The organism is Cupriavidus sp. 291-E7 (assembly GCF_057798835.1).
In genome coordinates, this window is sequence record NZ_JBYOJV010000014.1 from 99321 (window position 1) to 113959 (window position 14639).

The window sequence follows — 14639 nt, forward strand, 5'->3', positions numbered from 1 at the left end:
ACTGTATATATTTACAGGTACTGTATGAATGAACAGTATCGGAACCTTCGGAGCCCTGGAAAATGGAACACCTGATCCGTGTACAGAATGAATATGACCGCCAGATCCTGGTCTGGCTGCGCGGACGCATTGGTGACGCGGCGTTGATGTCGGCCGCGCGCCGCGCCGCGACGGACGACAAAAAGCCTTATCTTTCAACGATTTGCCGCCTGCTCAACATCCGCCCGCCATCGCGGCGCAGCTTTGTCGAGGAAGCCCGCAAGACCCATCGGGCCGTAGGCGAGCGCTATCTGGCGCAGATCCGGCAGATCCTTGCCCAACCGTCCGGCCAACGGCAAACGGCCGGGCACGAGGCCCGGCCGCAGGGTTCGCTGTTCTAGGAAATGGCTGGTCTTTAGTCCGAATTATTGAAATCCAATAATTCGGACTAACTCACGCTCGCAGCCACTGATACATCACTTCGGCAGTTCGGTGACACGCATGGCCGGCGTGATTTGCAGCGGATCGGTCAGCAGTTCCAGCACGGCCGGCTTGCCGGCCTGCTGTGCCCGCTCGAAGGCCGCCGCGAAGTCTTCAGTCCGCTCCACCCGCTCGGCCCAGGCGCCGCACGCTCTGGCCATTTCCACAAAGTCTGGATTGACGATGGTCGTGCCGCTCTGCCGGCCCGGATAACGGCGCTCCTGGTGCATACGGATCGTGCCGTACATGCGGTTGTTCACGACGATCACGATCAGGTTCGCGCCATGCGCGGCGGCCGTGGCGATCTCTTGCGGATACATCAGGAAGCAGCCATCGCCGGCAAAGCACACGACGGTCTTTTCCGGGTGGCGCAGCTTGGCGGCGATGGCCGCCGGCAGCCCGTAACCCATCGCGCCGCAGGTCGGTGCGAGTTCCGTGCGCGGGCGCTTGTAAGCATAGAAGCGGTGCAGCCACACCGTGTAGTTGCCGGCGCCGTTCGACAGCATTGCATCCTCGGGCAATACCCGGTTCAGGTGCGTCATGGCGGCAGCCATGTCCACGCCGGTCAGTTCCGCATGCGGCTTCGGCGGCGTGACAAATGCCTCGTGATCGGCGCGCGCGCCGGCCGTCCAGTCCTTCCACGGCAGCGCGGCGGGCGCGGCCAGGGACGCCAGCATCGCGGCGCCCGCTTCCACACCGGCATGAATCGGCAACGCGGCCTGGTAGACGCGGCCCAGCTCGGCGCTGTCCGCGTGGATATGCACGAGCTTCTGCTTCGGCAGCGGTACTTCCAGCAGCGTATAGCTATCGGTGGCGATATCGCCAAGCCGCGTGCCGAACGCCACGATGAGGTCGGCCGTCTTCACCCGCTCGGCCAGCTTCGGGCTGACGCCCAGGCTCAGGTGGCCGATGTAGTGAGGATCGCGGTTGTCGATCACGTCCTGGCGCCGGAACGCGCAGGCCACGGGAAGATCCCACGCCTTCACGAAAGCGGCAAAGTCCCCTGCGGCTTTGTCCGACCAGTTCGCGCCGCCGGCAATGACCAGCGGACGTTGCGCCGCCCGCAATGCCGCTGCCAACGCCTGGACATCCTCGGCGCGCGGCGCGGCGCTCACCGGACGGAATGGCGTGGCATCGGCAACATCGACCAAGCCATCGAGCACGTCTTCGGGCAACGCCAGTACCACCGGGCCGGGCCGGCCCGACGTGGCCACCTGAAAGGCCCGCGCCACCATCTCGGGAATCCGCGCGGGATCGTCGATTTCCGCCGCCCACTTGGCCATCGACCCGAACACCGCTGCGTAGTCCACCTCCTGGAACGCTTCCCTGCCCTTGTGCTCACGCGCGATCTGGCCGACGAACAGGATCATCGGCGTCGAGTCCTGCTGGGCGATATGCACGCCGATGCTGCCATGCGTGGCGCCCGGTCCGCGCGTCACGAAGCAGATGCCCGGGCGGCCGGTCAGCTTGCCGTCGGCCTCGGCCATATTGGCCGCCGCACCCTCGTGCTTGCAGACCACCAGATCGATGGCGGGCTGGTCGTGCAGGGCATCCAGAACATCGAGAAAACTCTCGCCCGGCACGCAGAAGATGCGCTCGGTACCGTGGATACGAAGCTGGTCAACGAGAACGCGGCCGCCAGTGCGGGCCGTTTGAGCAGGAGTGGAAGTCATGGCGATGTCCGGTCAGGCGAATGTCTGCGATTGTTCCGTTTGACGCGCGGCGCTGCGCGGCCTATCGTGCATTTCTGTTATGCAAATTCTGCAAGTCGGCCGGGTAAGTGTCCATGTAAATTTGCTGGCGGGGCGCAGCACGAAACGCCCCGGTCCGCCCACGGGTTCTTCCCGTCCCGCCAGGCGGAACCATAAACGACGCTGGAATGCCGCAACCAAACGTTCGCGCAATCAGGAGACACAGCATGATTTTCCCCAATCGACTCATGCGGCCGGTGCTGGCCGTGCTTTGTACCGGATGCATGGCCGTCGCCTCGCAGGCCGGTGCACAGACGGCCGACCACTATCCGAGCAAGCCGATCACTTATGTGGTGCCGTTTGCCGCCGGCGGCACGACCGATTTGCTGGGTCGCCTGATCGGCCAGAAACTGTCAGTGGCACTGGGGCAATCCGTCGTCGTGGAAAACCGCGCCGGCGCGGGCGGCAATATCGGCTCGGACTACGTGTCCAAGGCCACGCCCGATGGCTACACGATCCTGGGCGGCACGATCAGCTCGCACGCCATCAACGTGAGCCTGTATCCGAAGATGCCGTATGACCCGGTCAAGAACTTCCAGCCGATCACGCTGATCGGCACGCTGCCGAACGTGCTGGTGGTCAACAGCAGCAGCCCGTGGAAAAGCGTGCAGGACGTGATCGCCGCTGCCAAGGCCAAGCCGGGCGCGGTCAATTTCGGGTCATCCGGTAACGGCACGTCGCAGCATCTGGCCGCCGAACTGTTCGCCAACATGGCCGGCCTGCGCATGACCCACGTGCCGTACAAGGGCAGCAGCCAGGCCGTGCAGGCGCTGCTGGGCAACCAGGTGGACCTGGTCTTCGAGAACAGCCTGGCCGCCATCCCGATGATTCAATCCGGCAAGTTCCGCGCACTGGCCACCACTGGCAGCAAGCGCGCCGGGGAATTGCCCGATGTGCCGACAATGGATGAATCGGGCCTCAAGGGTTACGAGATCGTGTCCTGGCAAGCCATCTTTGCGCCGGCAGGCACGCCCAAGCCCGTCGTCGACAAACTGTCGACCGAGATCGGCAAGATCATCCGCCAGCCCGACGTGCGCGCCAAGCTCGCTTCGATGGGCGTGGAGCCGTCGGGCGCCGGCCCTGCCGAGCTGGGCAGTTTCCAGAAAAGCGAAGTCGCCAAATGGGCAAACCTGATCAAGGTCGCCAACATTCACCTGGAGTAAGCATGAGTGATCACCGTATTCCGACCGCCGGCCTGCATCGATGGGTTGTGGACCTGTGGCTGGCGGCCGGCTCCGATGCCCGCGAGGCGACGCTGACCGCCGATCACCTGGTGGGTGCCAACCTGTCCGGTCACGACTCGCACGGCGTGGGCATGATTCCGAAGTACGTGTTGTCGTGGCAGGCCGATCAGCTGCAACTGAACCAGCAGGTGAGCGTGGTCCATGAGTCGGGCGGCATCCTGAGCCTGGATGGCAATCGCGGCATGGGCCAGGCAGTGACCGAGCAGGCCATGAGTCTTGGGATCGAGCGCGCCAGAGAGCATGGCGTGTGCGTGCTGGGGTTGCGCAGGTCGCACCATCTTGGCCGCGTGGGGCACTGGGCCGAACAGGCCACGTCCGCCGGCATGATCTCGATCCACTTCGTCAACGTGCTATCCAAGCCGATCGTGGCACCGCATGGCGGCTACGATCCGCGCTTCGGCACCAATCCGTTCACGATCGGCGTGCCGGTGGCCGGGCAGCCGCCGCTGGTTCTGGACTTTGCCACCAGCGCCATTGCGCTGGGCAAGGTGCGCGTGGCCCACAACAAGGGCGTGCCGGTGCCGCCGGGATGCCTGATGGACCCGCACGGGAATCCCACCGACGATCCCGCTGTCATGTTCCCGCATCCAGGCGCGCCGCAGGGCGCGCTGCGCACGTTCGGCGAGCACAAGGGCTACGTGCTCGCCGTCATGTGCGAACTGCTGGGCGCCGCCGTGACGGGCGGTCATACGATCCGCCCTGAAACGCTCACGCACGAGCATGCGGTGTGGAACAACATGCTGGCCATCATCTTCGATCCCGCGCGGCTTGGCAGCAGCACCACGTTTGGCCATGAGGTCGAGGCGTTTGTCGAATGGATGAAGGCGTCGCGCCTGCAGCCCGGCACCGATTCGATCCGCTTGCCCGGAGATCCCGAGCGCGCATGGCGCCGCGCGCGTGCCGAATACATTCCCGTGGACAGCAGCACGCTGGCCCAGCTTGACGATGCGGCCGCGCGCGTGCTGCAGGCGCGCGGCAAATCGCCCGGCCCGCTCTCCGCGCTGGCGGCCGATTGAACAGGAGTTACAGGATGACCAACACCCCTCACCTGCCGCAGATCCAACCGCTGCCCAACAAATTCCGTGCGGACGTGCTCGCGCGCAAACGCCTGATCGGCCTGTGGAGTTCGCTGGGCCAGCCCGTGACCAGCGAGATCGTTGGCCTGGCCGGCTTCGACTGGCTGCTGCTCGATGGCGAGCATTCGCCCAATGACGTGCTGACCTTTGCGCCGCAACTGATGGCGCTGAAAGACAGTGTCAGCGCGCCCGTGGTGCGGCCGCCGTGGAACGACCCGGTGATGATCAAGCGGCTGCTCGATATCGGCTTCTACAACTTCCTGATTCCGTTCGTGGAATCGGCCGAGGAAGCCCGCCGCGCGGTACGTGCGACGCGCTACCCGCCCGATGGCATTCGCGGCGTCTCGGGCGTGCAGCGGCAGAACCGCTATGGCACCCTGCCCGACTTCTTCAAGACCATCAACGACAATATCTGCGTGCTGGTGCAGGTGGAAAGCCGCAAGGGCGTGGAAGCCATCGACGAGATCTGCGCGGAGCCGGGCGTCGACGGCATCTTTATCGGCCCGAACGACCTGGCCGCCGCCTACGGCCACCTGGGCAACCCGAACCATCCCGACGTGCAAGCGGCCGTGCAGCGGATCTACGACGCGGCCAACAAAGCCGGCAAGGCCATCGGCACGCTGACACCGGTGGAAGCCGACGCCCGCCGCTACCTGGACATGGGTGCGCATTTCGTGGCCGTCGGCCTTGACCACGTCTTGTTGCGCGATGCGGCGCGCGCGCTGCGCGAACGCTTTGCGTCCTGAAACCATTTCAACCGGATAGAAACATGAGCAAGCTCGGATTTATCGGACTCGGCGTCATGGGCAAGCCCATGTCGGAACACCTTCAGGCAGGCGGCCATACCGTCTATGCGCACACGCGCAGCGGCGTGCCCAAGGACCTGCAGGACAAGGGCGTACAGGCGTGCGCCAGCGCCACCGAAGTGGCACGGCAGGCAGACATCGTCTTTCTGATGCTGCCCGACACGCCCGACGTGGCGCGCGTGCTGTTTGGCGAAAACGGTGTTGCCGAGGGTTTGAGCAAGGGCAAGATCGTGGTGGACATGAGCTCGATCTCGCCAATCGAGACGCGCGAGTTCGCCGCGAAAATCGAAAAACTCGGCTGCGAATATGTCGATGCCCCGGTGTCGGGCGGCGAAGTCGGCGCCAAGGCAGCCACGCTGTCGATCATGGCCGGCGGCAAGCAGGACGTCTTCGACAAGGTGCTGCCGCTGCTGCAGTTGATGGGCAAGAACATCACGCTGGTCGGCAACGCCGGCGACGGCCAGGTAGCCAAGGTGGCCAACCAGGTGATCGTGGCCCTGACCATCGAGGCCGTCAGCGAGGCGCTGGTGCTGGCCGCCAAGGCCGGCGCCGATCCGGCGCGCGTGCGCCAGGCGCTGATGGGCGGCTTTGCCAGCTCGAAGATCCTGGAAGTGCACGGCGAACGCATGATCAAGCGGACATTCAACCCCGGCTTCCGCATCGAACTGCACCAGAAAGACCTGAGCCTGGCCCTGTCCACGGCCAAGCATCTGGGACTGGGCCTGCCCAATACGGCTTCGACGCAGCAGTTGTTCAACGTCTGCGTGGCGCAAGGCGGCGCGGGCTGGGATCACTCCGGCCTGGTCAAGGCGATCGAGCACATGTCGTCATTTGCAATCGGCGACACGCCGAAGCCGGCCTGACATCGGCCATGACGTCCGCGCTGAACTCTGAAGACCTGGCGTGCTTTGTCTGCGTGGCCAACACGCAGAGCATCTCGCGTGCCGCGCTTGAGCTGGGTGCGGACCAGTCGACGGTAAGCCGCCAGATTGCCCGGCTTGAGGCGGCGCTCGACACGCGGCTGTTTCATCGCAGCGGCCGTGGCGTGGTGCTGACTGAAGCGGGCAACACCTTGCTGGGCTACGCCCGGCAGGTGGCGGCCACACTGACCGAAGCGCGCGCCGCGGTACGGGCCTCGACGGCGCAAGGACCTTCACAACTCGTGATCGCCGCGCAGCCGACCATTGCTAATACCGCGTTCGCGGCCATCGGCACGGCACTGAAGCAGCGTTTTCCGGCGACGAAGCTGCGCTTTGTGGAAGGGTTGGCGAATCCGGTGCTGGCGTGGCTGGCGGCCGGCGACATCGACGTGGCCCTGCTCTACCTGCCGGAGCAGCAAGGCGCGCTCAAGGTGGACGTGCTGCTGGAAGAAGACCTGACGCTGGTGGCGCCCACGTCGTGGAGCCATCTTGGCCCCACGTTCCAGGCGCGGCGCCTGGGTGAAGTGCCGTTGATCCTGCCCAGCACGTCGCATGGCCTGCGCGTGCTGGCCGAGTCCCTGGCGGCGCGCGTCGGCACCACGCTGAACATGGCAATGGAATGCGATGCTTCGAATACGGTGGCGATGCGGCTCGTGGAGGATGGCTGCGGCGCAACGCTGTTGCCGTTTGCCGCCGTGGCCGATCGCGTGGCCCAGGGCCGGCTACATTCGGCGCGGCTGATCGATCCTGTCGTGACGCGCCAGGTGGCGATGACCACGGCGCGCAATCGGCCGGTGGTGCCCGAACTATGGGACATCATGCAGACGGTCAGGCAGTCCGTGCGCAATATCGTGATGTCGGGGGCGTGGCCGGGGGCGCGGCTGGTTTGAGTTGAGCGTTGAGTTGAGCGCCCTCTTTCAGGCGCGCCCCTCGCCCATGCATGAGCGAGGGGCGGCGGACATCGCAGGCATCAAGCCTTACTGTTTCGTCGTACCGCTTTGCAACTCGGCCTTGGCGGCCTCGTCGGCAGACTTCTTGGCGTCCTTGCGCTCCGTCTTGGCGGCATTCATGTCCTGCTTGTAGTCGCTCTTGGCGGCCTTCTTCTCGGCCTTGTACTGATCGTTGGCGGCCTTGCGTGCCTCGCGGCGTTCCACGAGCGGGTCCTTCGGCGGCTGAATCTGGACCGAACCCGGCGGCACCGCGGTCGAAGTATCGGCCGGTGCGGTCGTGGTCTGTGCAAAGGCGGTGACAGAGATCATGCCGGCCGCCAGGGCCCCAATCAGCGAAGTGGTACGAATGGTGCGAATGGTTCGTTGCTTGGACATTTGAGACCTCTCAGGTGGTTGTCTTCGAAAACGACGGGTACGTTGTTTCCCACCGCGTCACCAGTTTAGAAGTCACATGGTGCCCCACGTGCCGCATTCACATATCTCCTTACAAAAACTCGCGGGCGCTGACAGACAGCGTCTGACAACACCACAGTTTTTGGCGATATTTGCGGTTTGCGGCGCTTGCCTGCCGTGCTTGTGTCGCCCACACTGAACCGCATCGAACATGCGACGCGAGGGAGTGGCCATGCATCTCGAAGGTTCGTGCCAATGCGGTGCCGTGCAGTTCAGCCTCGAATCCGATTCACCTTACCCGTACATGCGATGCCATTGCTCGATCTGCCGTAAAACCGGCGGCAGCGGCGGCTATGGCATCAATCTCGGCGGCGACGCCCACACGCTGCGCGTGAGCGGCCAGAAGAACGTCGCCCACTTTCATGCGGTGATGCGCGAGCCGGGCAAGCGGCCGGTGCGTTCGAAGGGATACCGCCATTTCTGCAAGCTGTGCGGCAGTCCACTCTGGATGTGGGACCCGCGCTGGCCCGACCTCGTCCATCCCTATGCCGGCGCCATCGATACCCTGCTACCCAAGCCGCCCGACGTTGTGGAAGCCGGCATGGACTACGCCCCGCCGTGGGTCGATGTGCCACGCGGCAAGGGCCACCTCCGCGTTGGCACCTGGCCCGAGGAATCGCTGCGGGAATGGCACGAGCGGCATGGCCTGCTGTCCTAGTCGGACAGCCTCCGGCCGGTGCACCGCCCGTCGTGCTCAGCGGATTTCTCGACGCCGAAGGCAACGCGTAAGGGCGTCCGGTTGGCGTGGCGGTCGACAAGCGCGGTGGCCTGCTGGTGGCCGACGACGTGGGCAACCGCGTATGGCGTGTGAGCGGTGCCAATTGATTCCGGAGCGGCGTCAGGCTGACGGGAGACATCAAACGAAAAACCGGCGGCGCGAGCCCCTCGCGCCGCCGGAAGGCCACCCACCACGGCAGCCTTGAAACAACGATCAGAAGCGGTGCTGCAGGCCCGCCGTCACACCGACCTGATTGTTGGCATAGCCAACGAAATCACGCGAGACACTCACGTTCTGACCATTGCGCGCCTTGGCGTACGCTGCGGACAGGTACGCTGAGGTGCGTTTGGAAAGATTGTATTGGGCACGCATCGAGATCAAGATCGGATCTCCGTTCGTGTCGCCCTTGATGTTCTGCTTGTAGACCGCGCCGTACAGCGTGAATGCCGGCGTGAAGTCGTACGCCGCGCCCACCCAGTACATATCGCTCAACTGCTTGGCAGCCGTCGTGGTGAACGTCTTGCGGTAGTTGCGATACCCGGCGTACACCGACAGCGGGCCAAAGTCATAGCTGGCGCCAGCGTGAATGCCCTGGATGTAGTCCGTGCTGTCTGCCGGCGTGGTGCTGGTGCCCGCGCCCATCTGGCGGTCCCAGGTCACGGCGGCGGCGAAATTGCCGGCGTTGTAGCCCAGGCCCAGATCGTACTTCGAGGAACTCTTGAAGCTGCCCGGCACTTCTCCGAACGACATCGTGCCGCCCACCTTCACCGGCCCGAACTGGCCGTCATAGCGCACGATGTTGGCCGAGCGCGAGAACATGCCGTCCTTGCGGCCGCCCGTGGCCGTCGACGACGTGGCCCACGAATAGTTCGGCGCGTAACCCATCGGGTCGAACGGCAACATGAAGTCATAGGTCGTGGTGAAGTCGCGGCCCAGACGGACGCTACCCAGCGTCTTGTCCTGCAGACCCACCCACGCGCGGCGATCGAACAGCGTGTTGTCGGTGTCGAGCTTGCCGGTGTCGATGGCGATGCCCGATTCCAGCGTGAAGATGGCCTTCAGGCCACCACCGAGGTCTTCCGAACCGCGCAGACCCCAGCGGGAGGTGTTCTTGCCACCCGAAACCAGTTTGACGGTCGAGCTGCCGTTGGCGGCGGCGTGATTCACGTATTCGATGCCCGAGTCCACCAGACCGTACAGCGTCACGCTCGATTGCGCCGCTGCGCCGCCCGATACCACGCAACCCAACGCGGCCAGGGCCACTGCCTTCCGTTTCATCCTCAGTCTCCTTTTTTCTAGTACTTCGTGAATGGAGCGGATGGTATGGGGGGCTCACTTTCAGTTCGCTTTCGAAGACCTTGCGATTTTGGCCGTGGAAAATGCACCACGATTGGGAGTTTCCCCATCTAGGCATGCGGGACGGTTACAGGTATCACTCCAGCGCGACTCTTGTAGACCCCTGCCCGCTGTATCCCCATGCGTATCCTGCTTGCCGAAGACAACCTGAAACTGGCCAACTCCCTCGTGGAATCGCTGAGCCAGAGCGGCTTCACAGTCGACTGCATGCATGACGGGGCCAGCGCGGATCACTTGTTGACGACGCAAGATTACGCACTGGCCATCCTCGACATTGGCATGCCGCGCCTTGACGGCCTGGAAGTGCTGCGCCGCCTGCGCGCGCGTCGCAATCCCCTGCCGGTGCTCATCCTGACCGCCCACGGCTCGGTGGAAGACCGCGTGCGCGGGCTGGACCTGGGCGCCGACGACTACCTGGCCAAACCGTTTGCGCTGACCGAGCTGGAAGCACGCGCGCGGGCACTGATACGGCGCAGTCATGGCCACGACCGCACCGGGCTGGCCTGCGGCCCGTTGCACTACGACAGTGTGAGCCGGGCCTTTACGCTGAACGGTGAGCTGCTGCAGCTCACCGGACGCGAGCGGGCCGTGCTGGAGATCCTGCTGCTGCGCGATGGCCGGGCGGTGAACAAGTCCGCCTTGTCCGAGAAGATTTTCGGCATCGACGAGTCGGTCAACGCCGACGCCATCGAGATCTACGTCTACCGCTTGCGCAAGAAGCTGGAAGGCACCGGCGTCAGCATCGTCACGCTGCGCGGCCTGGGCTACCTGCTGGAGGCGCGCGGCACCGCCGAAGCGGGCACGGGGTCATGAAGGCAGGCAGCCTACGGCTGCAACTGACGCTCTGGCTGCTGTTGCCACTGGTGCTGCTGCTGGCGCTGGACATGTGGCTGACCGACCGCCGCGCCATGTCTGCCGCCCATCAGGCATTCGACCGCACGCTGGCCGCCTCGCTGAAAGCCATGCGCGAGGGCATCAAGCTGCGCGATGGCCGCGTGGAAGTCGAAGTCCCCTACCTGGCCCTGGAAGTCTTCGACGCGGAAGCCGGCTCGCGCGTTTATTACCGGATTCGTGACGATCACGGCGCCACCATCACGGGCTACGACGACTTGCCGATGCCGCCCGGCCCGGTGCGCTCGCTCTATCGCACCCAGTTCTACGATGCGGACTTTCGCGGCACGCCGGTGCGGATGGCCGCAATGGCGCTGCCCTTGCACGATGTACGATCCGCGCGCACGCAACTGGTGTGGGTGCTGGTGGCCGAGTCCACCGAACCCCGCGAGCATCTGGCCAACGAGATCCTCGTCGGCTCGCTGCTGCAGGAACTGATGCTGGTCAGCCTGGCACTGGTGATCGTATGGTTTGGTGTGCGCCGTGGCTTGCAGCCTCTGCATCGGCTATCGGATGCCGTGGCAACGCGCGGCCCCGACGATCTCGATCCGATCGGCGATACCTCGCTGCCCCTGGAAACACGGCCGCTGGTATCCGCGGTTAACCAGTACGTGGCGCGCCTGCATCGCATGGTGCAGGGTCGCAAGCGCTTCTTTGCCGATGCCGCGCATCAGTTGAAGACGCCGCTCGCCATCATCCAGGCGGAATCGGAACTGGCGCTGCGTGAAACGGATCTGGCCAGCGTGCGCGTGCACGTCGAGCGCCTGAATGGCTCGGTCAGGCAGGCGGCGAAGGAAGTGGCGCAACTGCTGTCACTGTCGCGGCTGGAGCCTGATAGCGGCTACGCGCCCACGCTCAAGCCAATATGCCTGGGTCAGTTTGCGCAGCAGGTGGCGCTCGACTGGGCACCGCTGGCGCGGCAGCATGACGTCGACCTCGGCTACGAAGGTGACGAAGGCGACGATGCGCACGAAATCGACGGGCAGCCCGAACTGTTGCAGGAACTGCTGGGCAACCTGATCGACAATGCCATTCGCTACGCGGGCGCCGGCAGTATGGTAACGGTGCGTGTGGACGGGCATCGTCTGCTCGTCGAAGACAACGGCCCCGGCGTGGCGCCGTTCGAGCGCGAATCGGTGTTCAAGCGCTTCTATCGCGGCGCGGCCAGCACCAGCCGAGACGGCAGCGGGCTGGGCCTGTCCATCGTCCGCGAAATTGCGCGGATTCATGGCGCCACCGTCGCTCTCAACGAGACCCGCGGCGGTGGCCTGACCGTGGAAGTCGCATTTCCGGCCGGCACGGACCAGCCCGGCCGGAGTTGCCTGGATCAGGCGTCGCGCCGCTCGCCGCGCGAAGCGGCCGACGGCAATGCCGCGACACCGTCCGCACCGTTGGCGCCATGAGCGCCATTCGCTCCATTCTCACCATGCGATGCGGCCTGCGCCGCACCGGGCACGAGTCCGCTCAGCGACGAACCTGACAGCCCGATCTCCTGCAGCAACGAATCGATCAGCGGCGCATGGGCGCGATATGACAGCGCTGCCGACATTGCCGTTTCAGCCTTGCTGCGGGCGGGAGAGATTGCCCCGAGCGCGCTGGAGGAATTCCAGGAACTGCTCGATTTCGGCCTCGCTGAAGCCGCCGAGGGCTTGCGCCGTCACCACGTCGCCTACGTGCTGCGCGGCGTCCAGCGCCTGGTCGGCTTTATCCGTCATGCGCACCATGCGTTCGCGGCGGTCGTCGGGGTTGGGACGCCGTACGATCCAGCCGCCCTCTTCCATGCGGTCGAGCAGCCGGCCGGCCGAGATTGGCGCCACTTCCATCAGGTCCGCCAGCGCGGCCTGGTTCATTTCACCGTGAAACGACAGGTAGGCCATCGCGCGGTACTGGGCGCGCGTGAGGTCGAGGGTGGAGCGCGACAGGTCGTCGAACCGCTTGCCGGACAACCGGCCCACGTCCGCCACAAGAAAGCCGAAGCGCTTTTCGAGATTCTTTTCCATGCGCGCGATTATAGGGAGTTGCAGGGTTCCTTTTCCTGACAAAAACCCTGATTCATGGGAATTGCCGTGACACTATAATAAGCACGCTTATTAATTTCACGAACCAGCCCCCATGTCCTCCGTGGTTCCCGCGCCTGCCGCGCACACCGGTCCGCCGATCAATCGGCCGATGATCACGTTGTCGATCATGCTGGCCACCCTGATCCAGACGCTCGACAGCACCATCGCCAATGTGGCGTTGCCCCATATGCAGGGCACGCTGTCGGCCTCGCAGGACGAGATCACCTGGGTACTGACCTCCTACATCGTGGCGGCGGCGATTGCCACGCCGTTGACCGGCTGGCTGTCCGACCAGCTCGGCGTGAAGAAACTGCTGGCGATTTCGATCGGTGGCTTCACGGTGGCATCCGCACTGTGCGGCATGGCCGATTCGCTGACGCAGATCGTGGCGGCGCGTTTGCTGCAAGGGATCTTCGGCGCCGCGCTGGTGCCGCTCTCGCAATCGATCCTGCTCGATATCAATCCGCCCTCGCGCCAGGGCCAGGCGATGGCCGTCTGGGGCATGGGCGTGATGGTGGGGCCGATCCTCGGCCCCACGCTGGGCGGCTGGCTGACCGACAGCTACAACTGGCGCTGGGTATTCTTCATCAACGTGCCGATTGGCGCGTTTGCGCTGTTCGGCGTCCTGTCCACGTTGCCCAATCGGGCGCCCGCCCGCAGCATGCGCTTTGACGCGTTCGGCTTTGCCACGCTGAGCCTGGCCATCGGCGCCCTGCAGGCAATGCTCGATCGTGGCGAGCAGCTCGACTGGTTCAGTTCGCTCGAAATCCGTATCGAGGCGCTGCTGTGCGTGATCGCGTTCGCCTACTTCATCGTGCATACGGCTACGGCCGGGGAACGGTCGTTCTTCCGGTCGACGCTGCTCAAGGACCGCAACTTCGTTACCGGGGCGTGTTTCATCTTCGTGATCGGGGCCGTGATGTATGCCACGCGCGCGCTACTGCCGCCCATGCTGCAAAACCTGATGGGCTATCCCGTGGCCACCACCGGGCTGGTGACGGCGCCCTCGGGCATTGGCACGATGGTGGCGATGATGCTGGCGGGTCGCCTGCTGCGGCGCGTGGACGCTCGCCTGCTGTTGCTGTCCGGCTTCCTGATCTCGGCGTTCGCGCTCTGGCAGATGATGGGCTATACGATCGTGCTGTCGGTGTCCGATATCGTCTGGCCCGGTGTGATCCAGGGCTTTGGCCTGGGGCTCGTCTTCGTGCCACTGTCCGCGCTGACGTTCTCGACGCTGGCCCCACACCTGCGGGCCGATGGCACGGCCACCTACAGCCTGATGCGCAATATCGGCAGCAGCATCGGCATTTCACTGATCCAGACGCTGATGACGCGCAACACGCAGGTGGCGCACAGCGACCTCGTCGCTCACGTCAGTCCATACAACCCGGCGCTGCAATCGATGCTGGCGCATGGTTCGCGCGTGGATCTGGCGCTGCTGAACCAGACCATCAACCAGCAGGCAGCCATGATTGCCTATCTCAACGATTTCAAGGCGATGTTCATTGCCACGCTGGTCGTCGTGCCGCTGATCGCACTGATCCGGCCCGGCAAGAAGCATTCCGATGACGACAACCTTGCCCACGCCGCGATGGATTGAGCTAAGCTGGTCGCCAACCTGGCCCTGTCCCTGGAGCGGCAATGCCGACCTACGACTATCGATGCACAACCTGCGGAGATTTTTCCGAACTGCGACCCATCGCGCGCCGCGATGAGCCGGCCGTCTGTCCCGGCTGCGGCAGCCCGGCCTCGCGTGCACTTGTCGCCGCACCTGGTCTGGGTGGCGGCACCAACGATAGCGGCAGCGCCAGCCACGGCGCATCCTGCGCCTGCTGCGGGCCCGTCAAGCTGGCGGGACGCGCCAGCGGCGGGGGCTGGAGCCGGTAGTTTCCCCCGTCCTCGGCGGCGAGCGCCTGGCAATGGCAATGCCCCTATTAGCCAAAGCCAATTGGGAA

At 64.8% G+C, this 14639-nt stretch carries 15 protein-coding genes and 1 pseudogene; 12 read left to right on the forward strand and 4 right to left on the reverse strand.

Translation table 11 applies throughout. From position 1 onward, the window contains the following. Positions 1 to 62: 62 nt before the first annotated feature. Entirely contained in the window at positions 63 to 380 is a 318-nt protein-coding gene (locus AC3FLX_RS23090) for a CppA family protein (RefSeq protein WP_488699654.1), read from the forward strand. A gap of 75 nt (positions 381 to 455) precedes the next feature. Here the strand turns inward: AC3FLX_RS23090 and AC3FLX_RS23095 are convergent, their stop codons facing one another. Continuing rightward, positions 456 to 2132: a thiamine pyrophosphate-binding protein gene (locus tag AC3FLX_RS23095; RefSeq protein WP_488699655.1), complete on the reverse strand. Its 1677-nt coding sequence runs from the start codon at positions 2130 to 2132 to the stop codon at positions 456 to 458. Between the two features lie 245 nt (positions 2133 to 2377). On the opposite strand from AC3FLX_RS23095, the gene AC3FLX_RS23100 reads away from it, so the two are divergent. The 5 genes from AC3FLX_RS23100 to AC3FLX_RS23120 are packed head-to-tail and all read left to right on the forward strand — an operon-like array spanning position 2378 to position 7146. After that, a complete protein-coding gene (locus AC3FLX_RS23100) occupies positions 2378 to 3373 on the forward strand; it encodes a Bug family tripartite tricarboxylate transporter substrate binding protein (protein ID WP_488699656.1) in 996 nt (331 codons plus the stop codon). A 2-nt stretch (positions 3374 to 3375) separates the two neighbouring features. Further along, complete coding sequence (locus AC3FLX_RS23105; RefSeq protein ID WP_488699657.1) at positions 3376 to 4470, forward strand: malate/lactate/ureidoglycolate dehydrogenase; 1095 nt, start codon at positions 3376 to 3378, stop codon at positions 4468 to 4470. Between the two features lie 14 nt (positions 4471 to 4484). Continuing rightward, positions 4485 to 5276 carry a 2-dehydro-3-deoxyglucarate aldolase gene (gene garL, locus AC3FLX_RS23110; protein ID WP_488699658.1) on the forward strand — a complete coding sequence of 264 codons (792 nt, stop codon included), beginning with the start codon at positions 4485 to 4487 and terminating at the stop codon, positions 5274 to 5276. Positions 5277 to 5299: 23 nt separating this feature from the next. Next, the gene (locus tag AC3FLX_RS23115; RefSeq protein ID WP_488699659.1) at positions 5300 to 6199 is read left to right on the forward strand and encodes a 2-hydroxy-3-oxopropionate reductase; all 900 of its coding nucleotides are present in this window, start codon (positions 5300 to 5302) and stop codon (positions 6197 to 6199) included. A gap of 8 nt (positions 6200 to 6207) precedes the next feature. Beyond that, entirely contained in the window at positions 6208 to 7146 is a 939-nt protein-coding gene (locus AC3FLX_RS23120) for a LysR family transcriptional regulator (RefSeq protein WP_488699660.1), read from the forward strand. 87 nt (positions 7147 to 7233) lie between these two features. Here AC3FLX_RS23120 and AC3FLX_RS23125 read toward each other — a convergent pair whose 3' ends face one another. Next, a complete protein-coding gene (locus tag AC3FLX_RS23125) occupies positions 7234 to 7581 on the reverse strand; it encodes a hypothetical protein (protein WP_488699661.1) in 348 nt (115 codons plus the stop codon). A gap of 250 nt (positions 7582 to 7831) precedes the next feature. On the opposite strand from AC3FLX_RS23125, the gene AC3FLX_RS23130 reads away from it, so the two are divergent. Continuing rightward, entirely contained in the window at positions 7832 to 8317 is a 486-nt protein-coding gene (locus tag AC3FLX_RS23130; RefSeq protein ID WP_488699662.1) for a GFA family protein, read from the forward strand. A gap of 11 nt (positions 8318 to 8328) precedes the next feature. Then, positions 8329 to 8484, forward strand: a pseudogene (locus AC3FLX_RS23135) (sorbosone dehydrogenase family protein); the annotation flags it as partial. 106 nt (positions 8485 to 8590) lie between these two features. Here AC3FLX_RS23135 and AC3FLX_RS23140 read toward each other — a convergent pair. Then, positions 8591 to 9655, reverse strand: coding sequence for a porin (locus AC3FLX_RS23140; RefSeq protein ID WP_488699663.1), 1065 nt, complete (start codon positions 9653 to 9655; stop codon positions 8591 to 8593). A gap of 198 nt (positions 9656 to 9853) precedes the next feature. On the opposite strand from AC3FLX_RS23140, the gene AC3FLX_RS23145 reads away from it, so the two are divergent. Continuing rightward, positions 9854 to 10546 (forward strand): response regulator, encoded by a 693-nt coding sequence (locus AC3FLX_RS23145; protein WP_488699664.1) that lies wholly within the window; start codon positions 9854 to 9856, stop codon positions 10544 to 10546. Then, complete coding sequence (locus AC3FLX_RS23150; RefSeq protein ID WP_488699665.1) at positions 10543 to 12027, forward strand: sensor histidine kinase; 1485 nt, start codon at positions 10543 to 10545, stop codon at positions 12025 to 12027. Before AC3FLX_RS23145 ends, AC3FLX_RS23150 begins: the two co-directional genes overlap by 4 nt. A gap of 153 nt (positions 12028 to 12180) precedes the next feature. On the opposite strand, the gene AC3FLX_RS23155 is transcribed toward AC3FLX_RS23150, so the two are convergent. Next, positions 12181 to 12624, reverse strand: coding sequence for a MarR family winged helix-turn-helix transcriptional regulator (locus AC3FLX_RS23155; protein WP_488699666.1), 444 nt, complete (start codon positions 12622 to 12624; stop codon positions 12181 to 12183). 112 nt (positions 12625 to 12736) lie between these two features. Here AC3FLX_RS23155 and AC3FLX_RS23160 point away from each other — a divergent pair, with 112 nt between their 5' ends. Together AC3FLX_RS23160 and AC3FLX_RS23165 are read left to right on the forward strand one after the other, a co-directional pair. Beyond that, a complete protein-coding gene (locus tag AC3FLX_RS23160; RefSeq protein ID WP_488699667.1) occupies positions 12737 to 14284 on the forward strand; it encodes a DHA2 family efflux MFS transporter permease subunit in 1548 nt (515 codons plus the stop codon). A gap of 41 nt (positions 14285 to 14325) precedes the next feature. After that, positions 14326 to 14571: an FmdB family zinc ribbon protein gene (locus AC3FLX_RS23165; protein WP_488699668.1), complete on the forward strand. Its 246-nt coding sequence runs from the start codon at positions 14326 to 14328 to the stop codon at positions 14569 to 14571. Positions 14572 to 14639 lie beyond the last annotated feature (68 nt).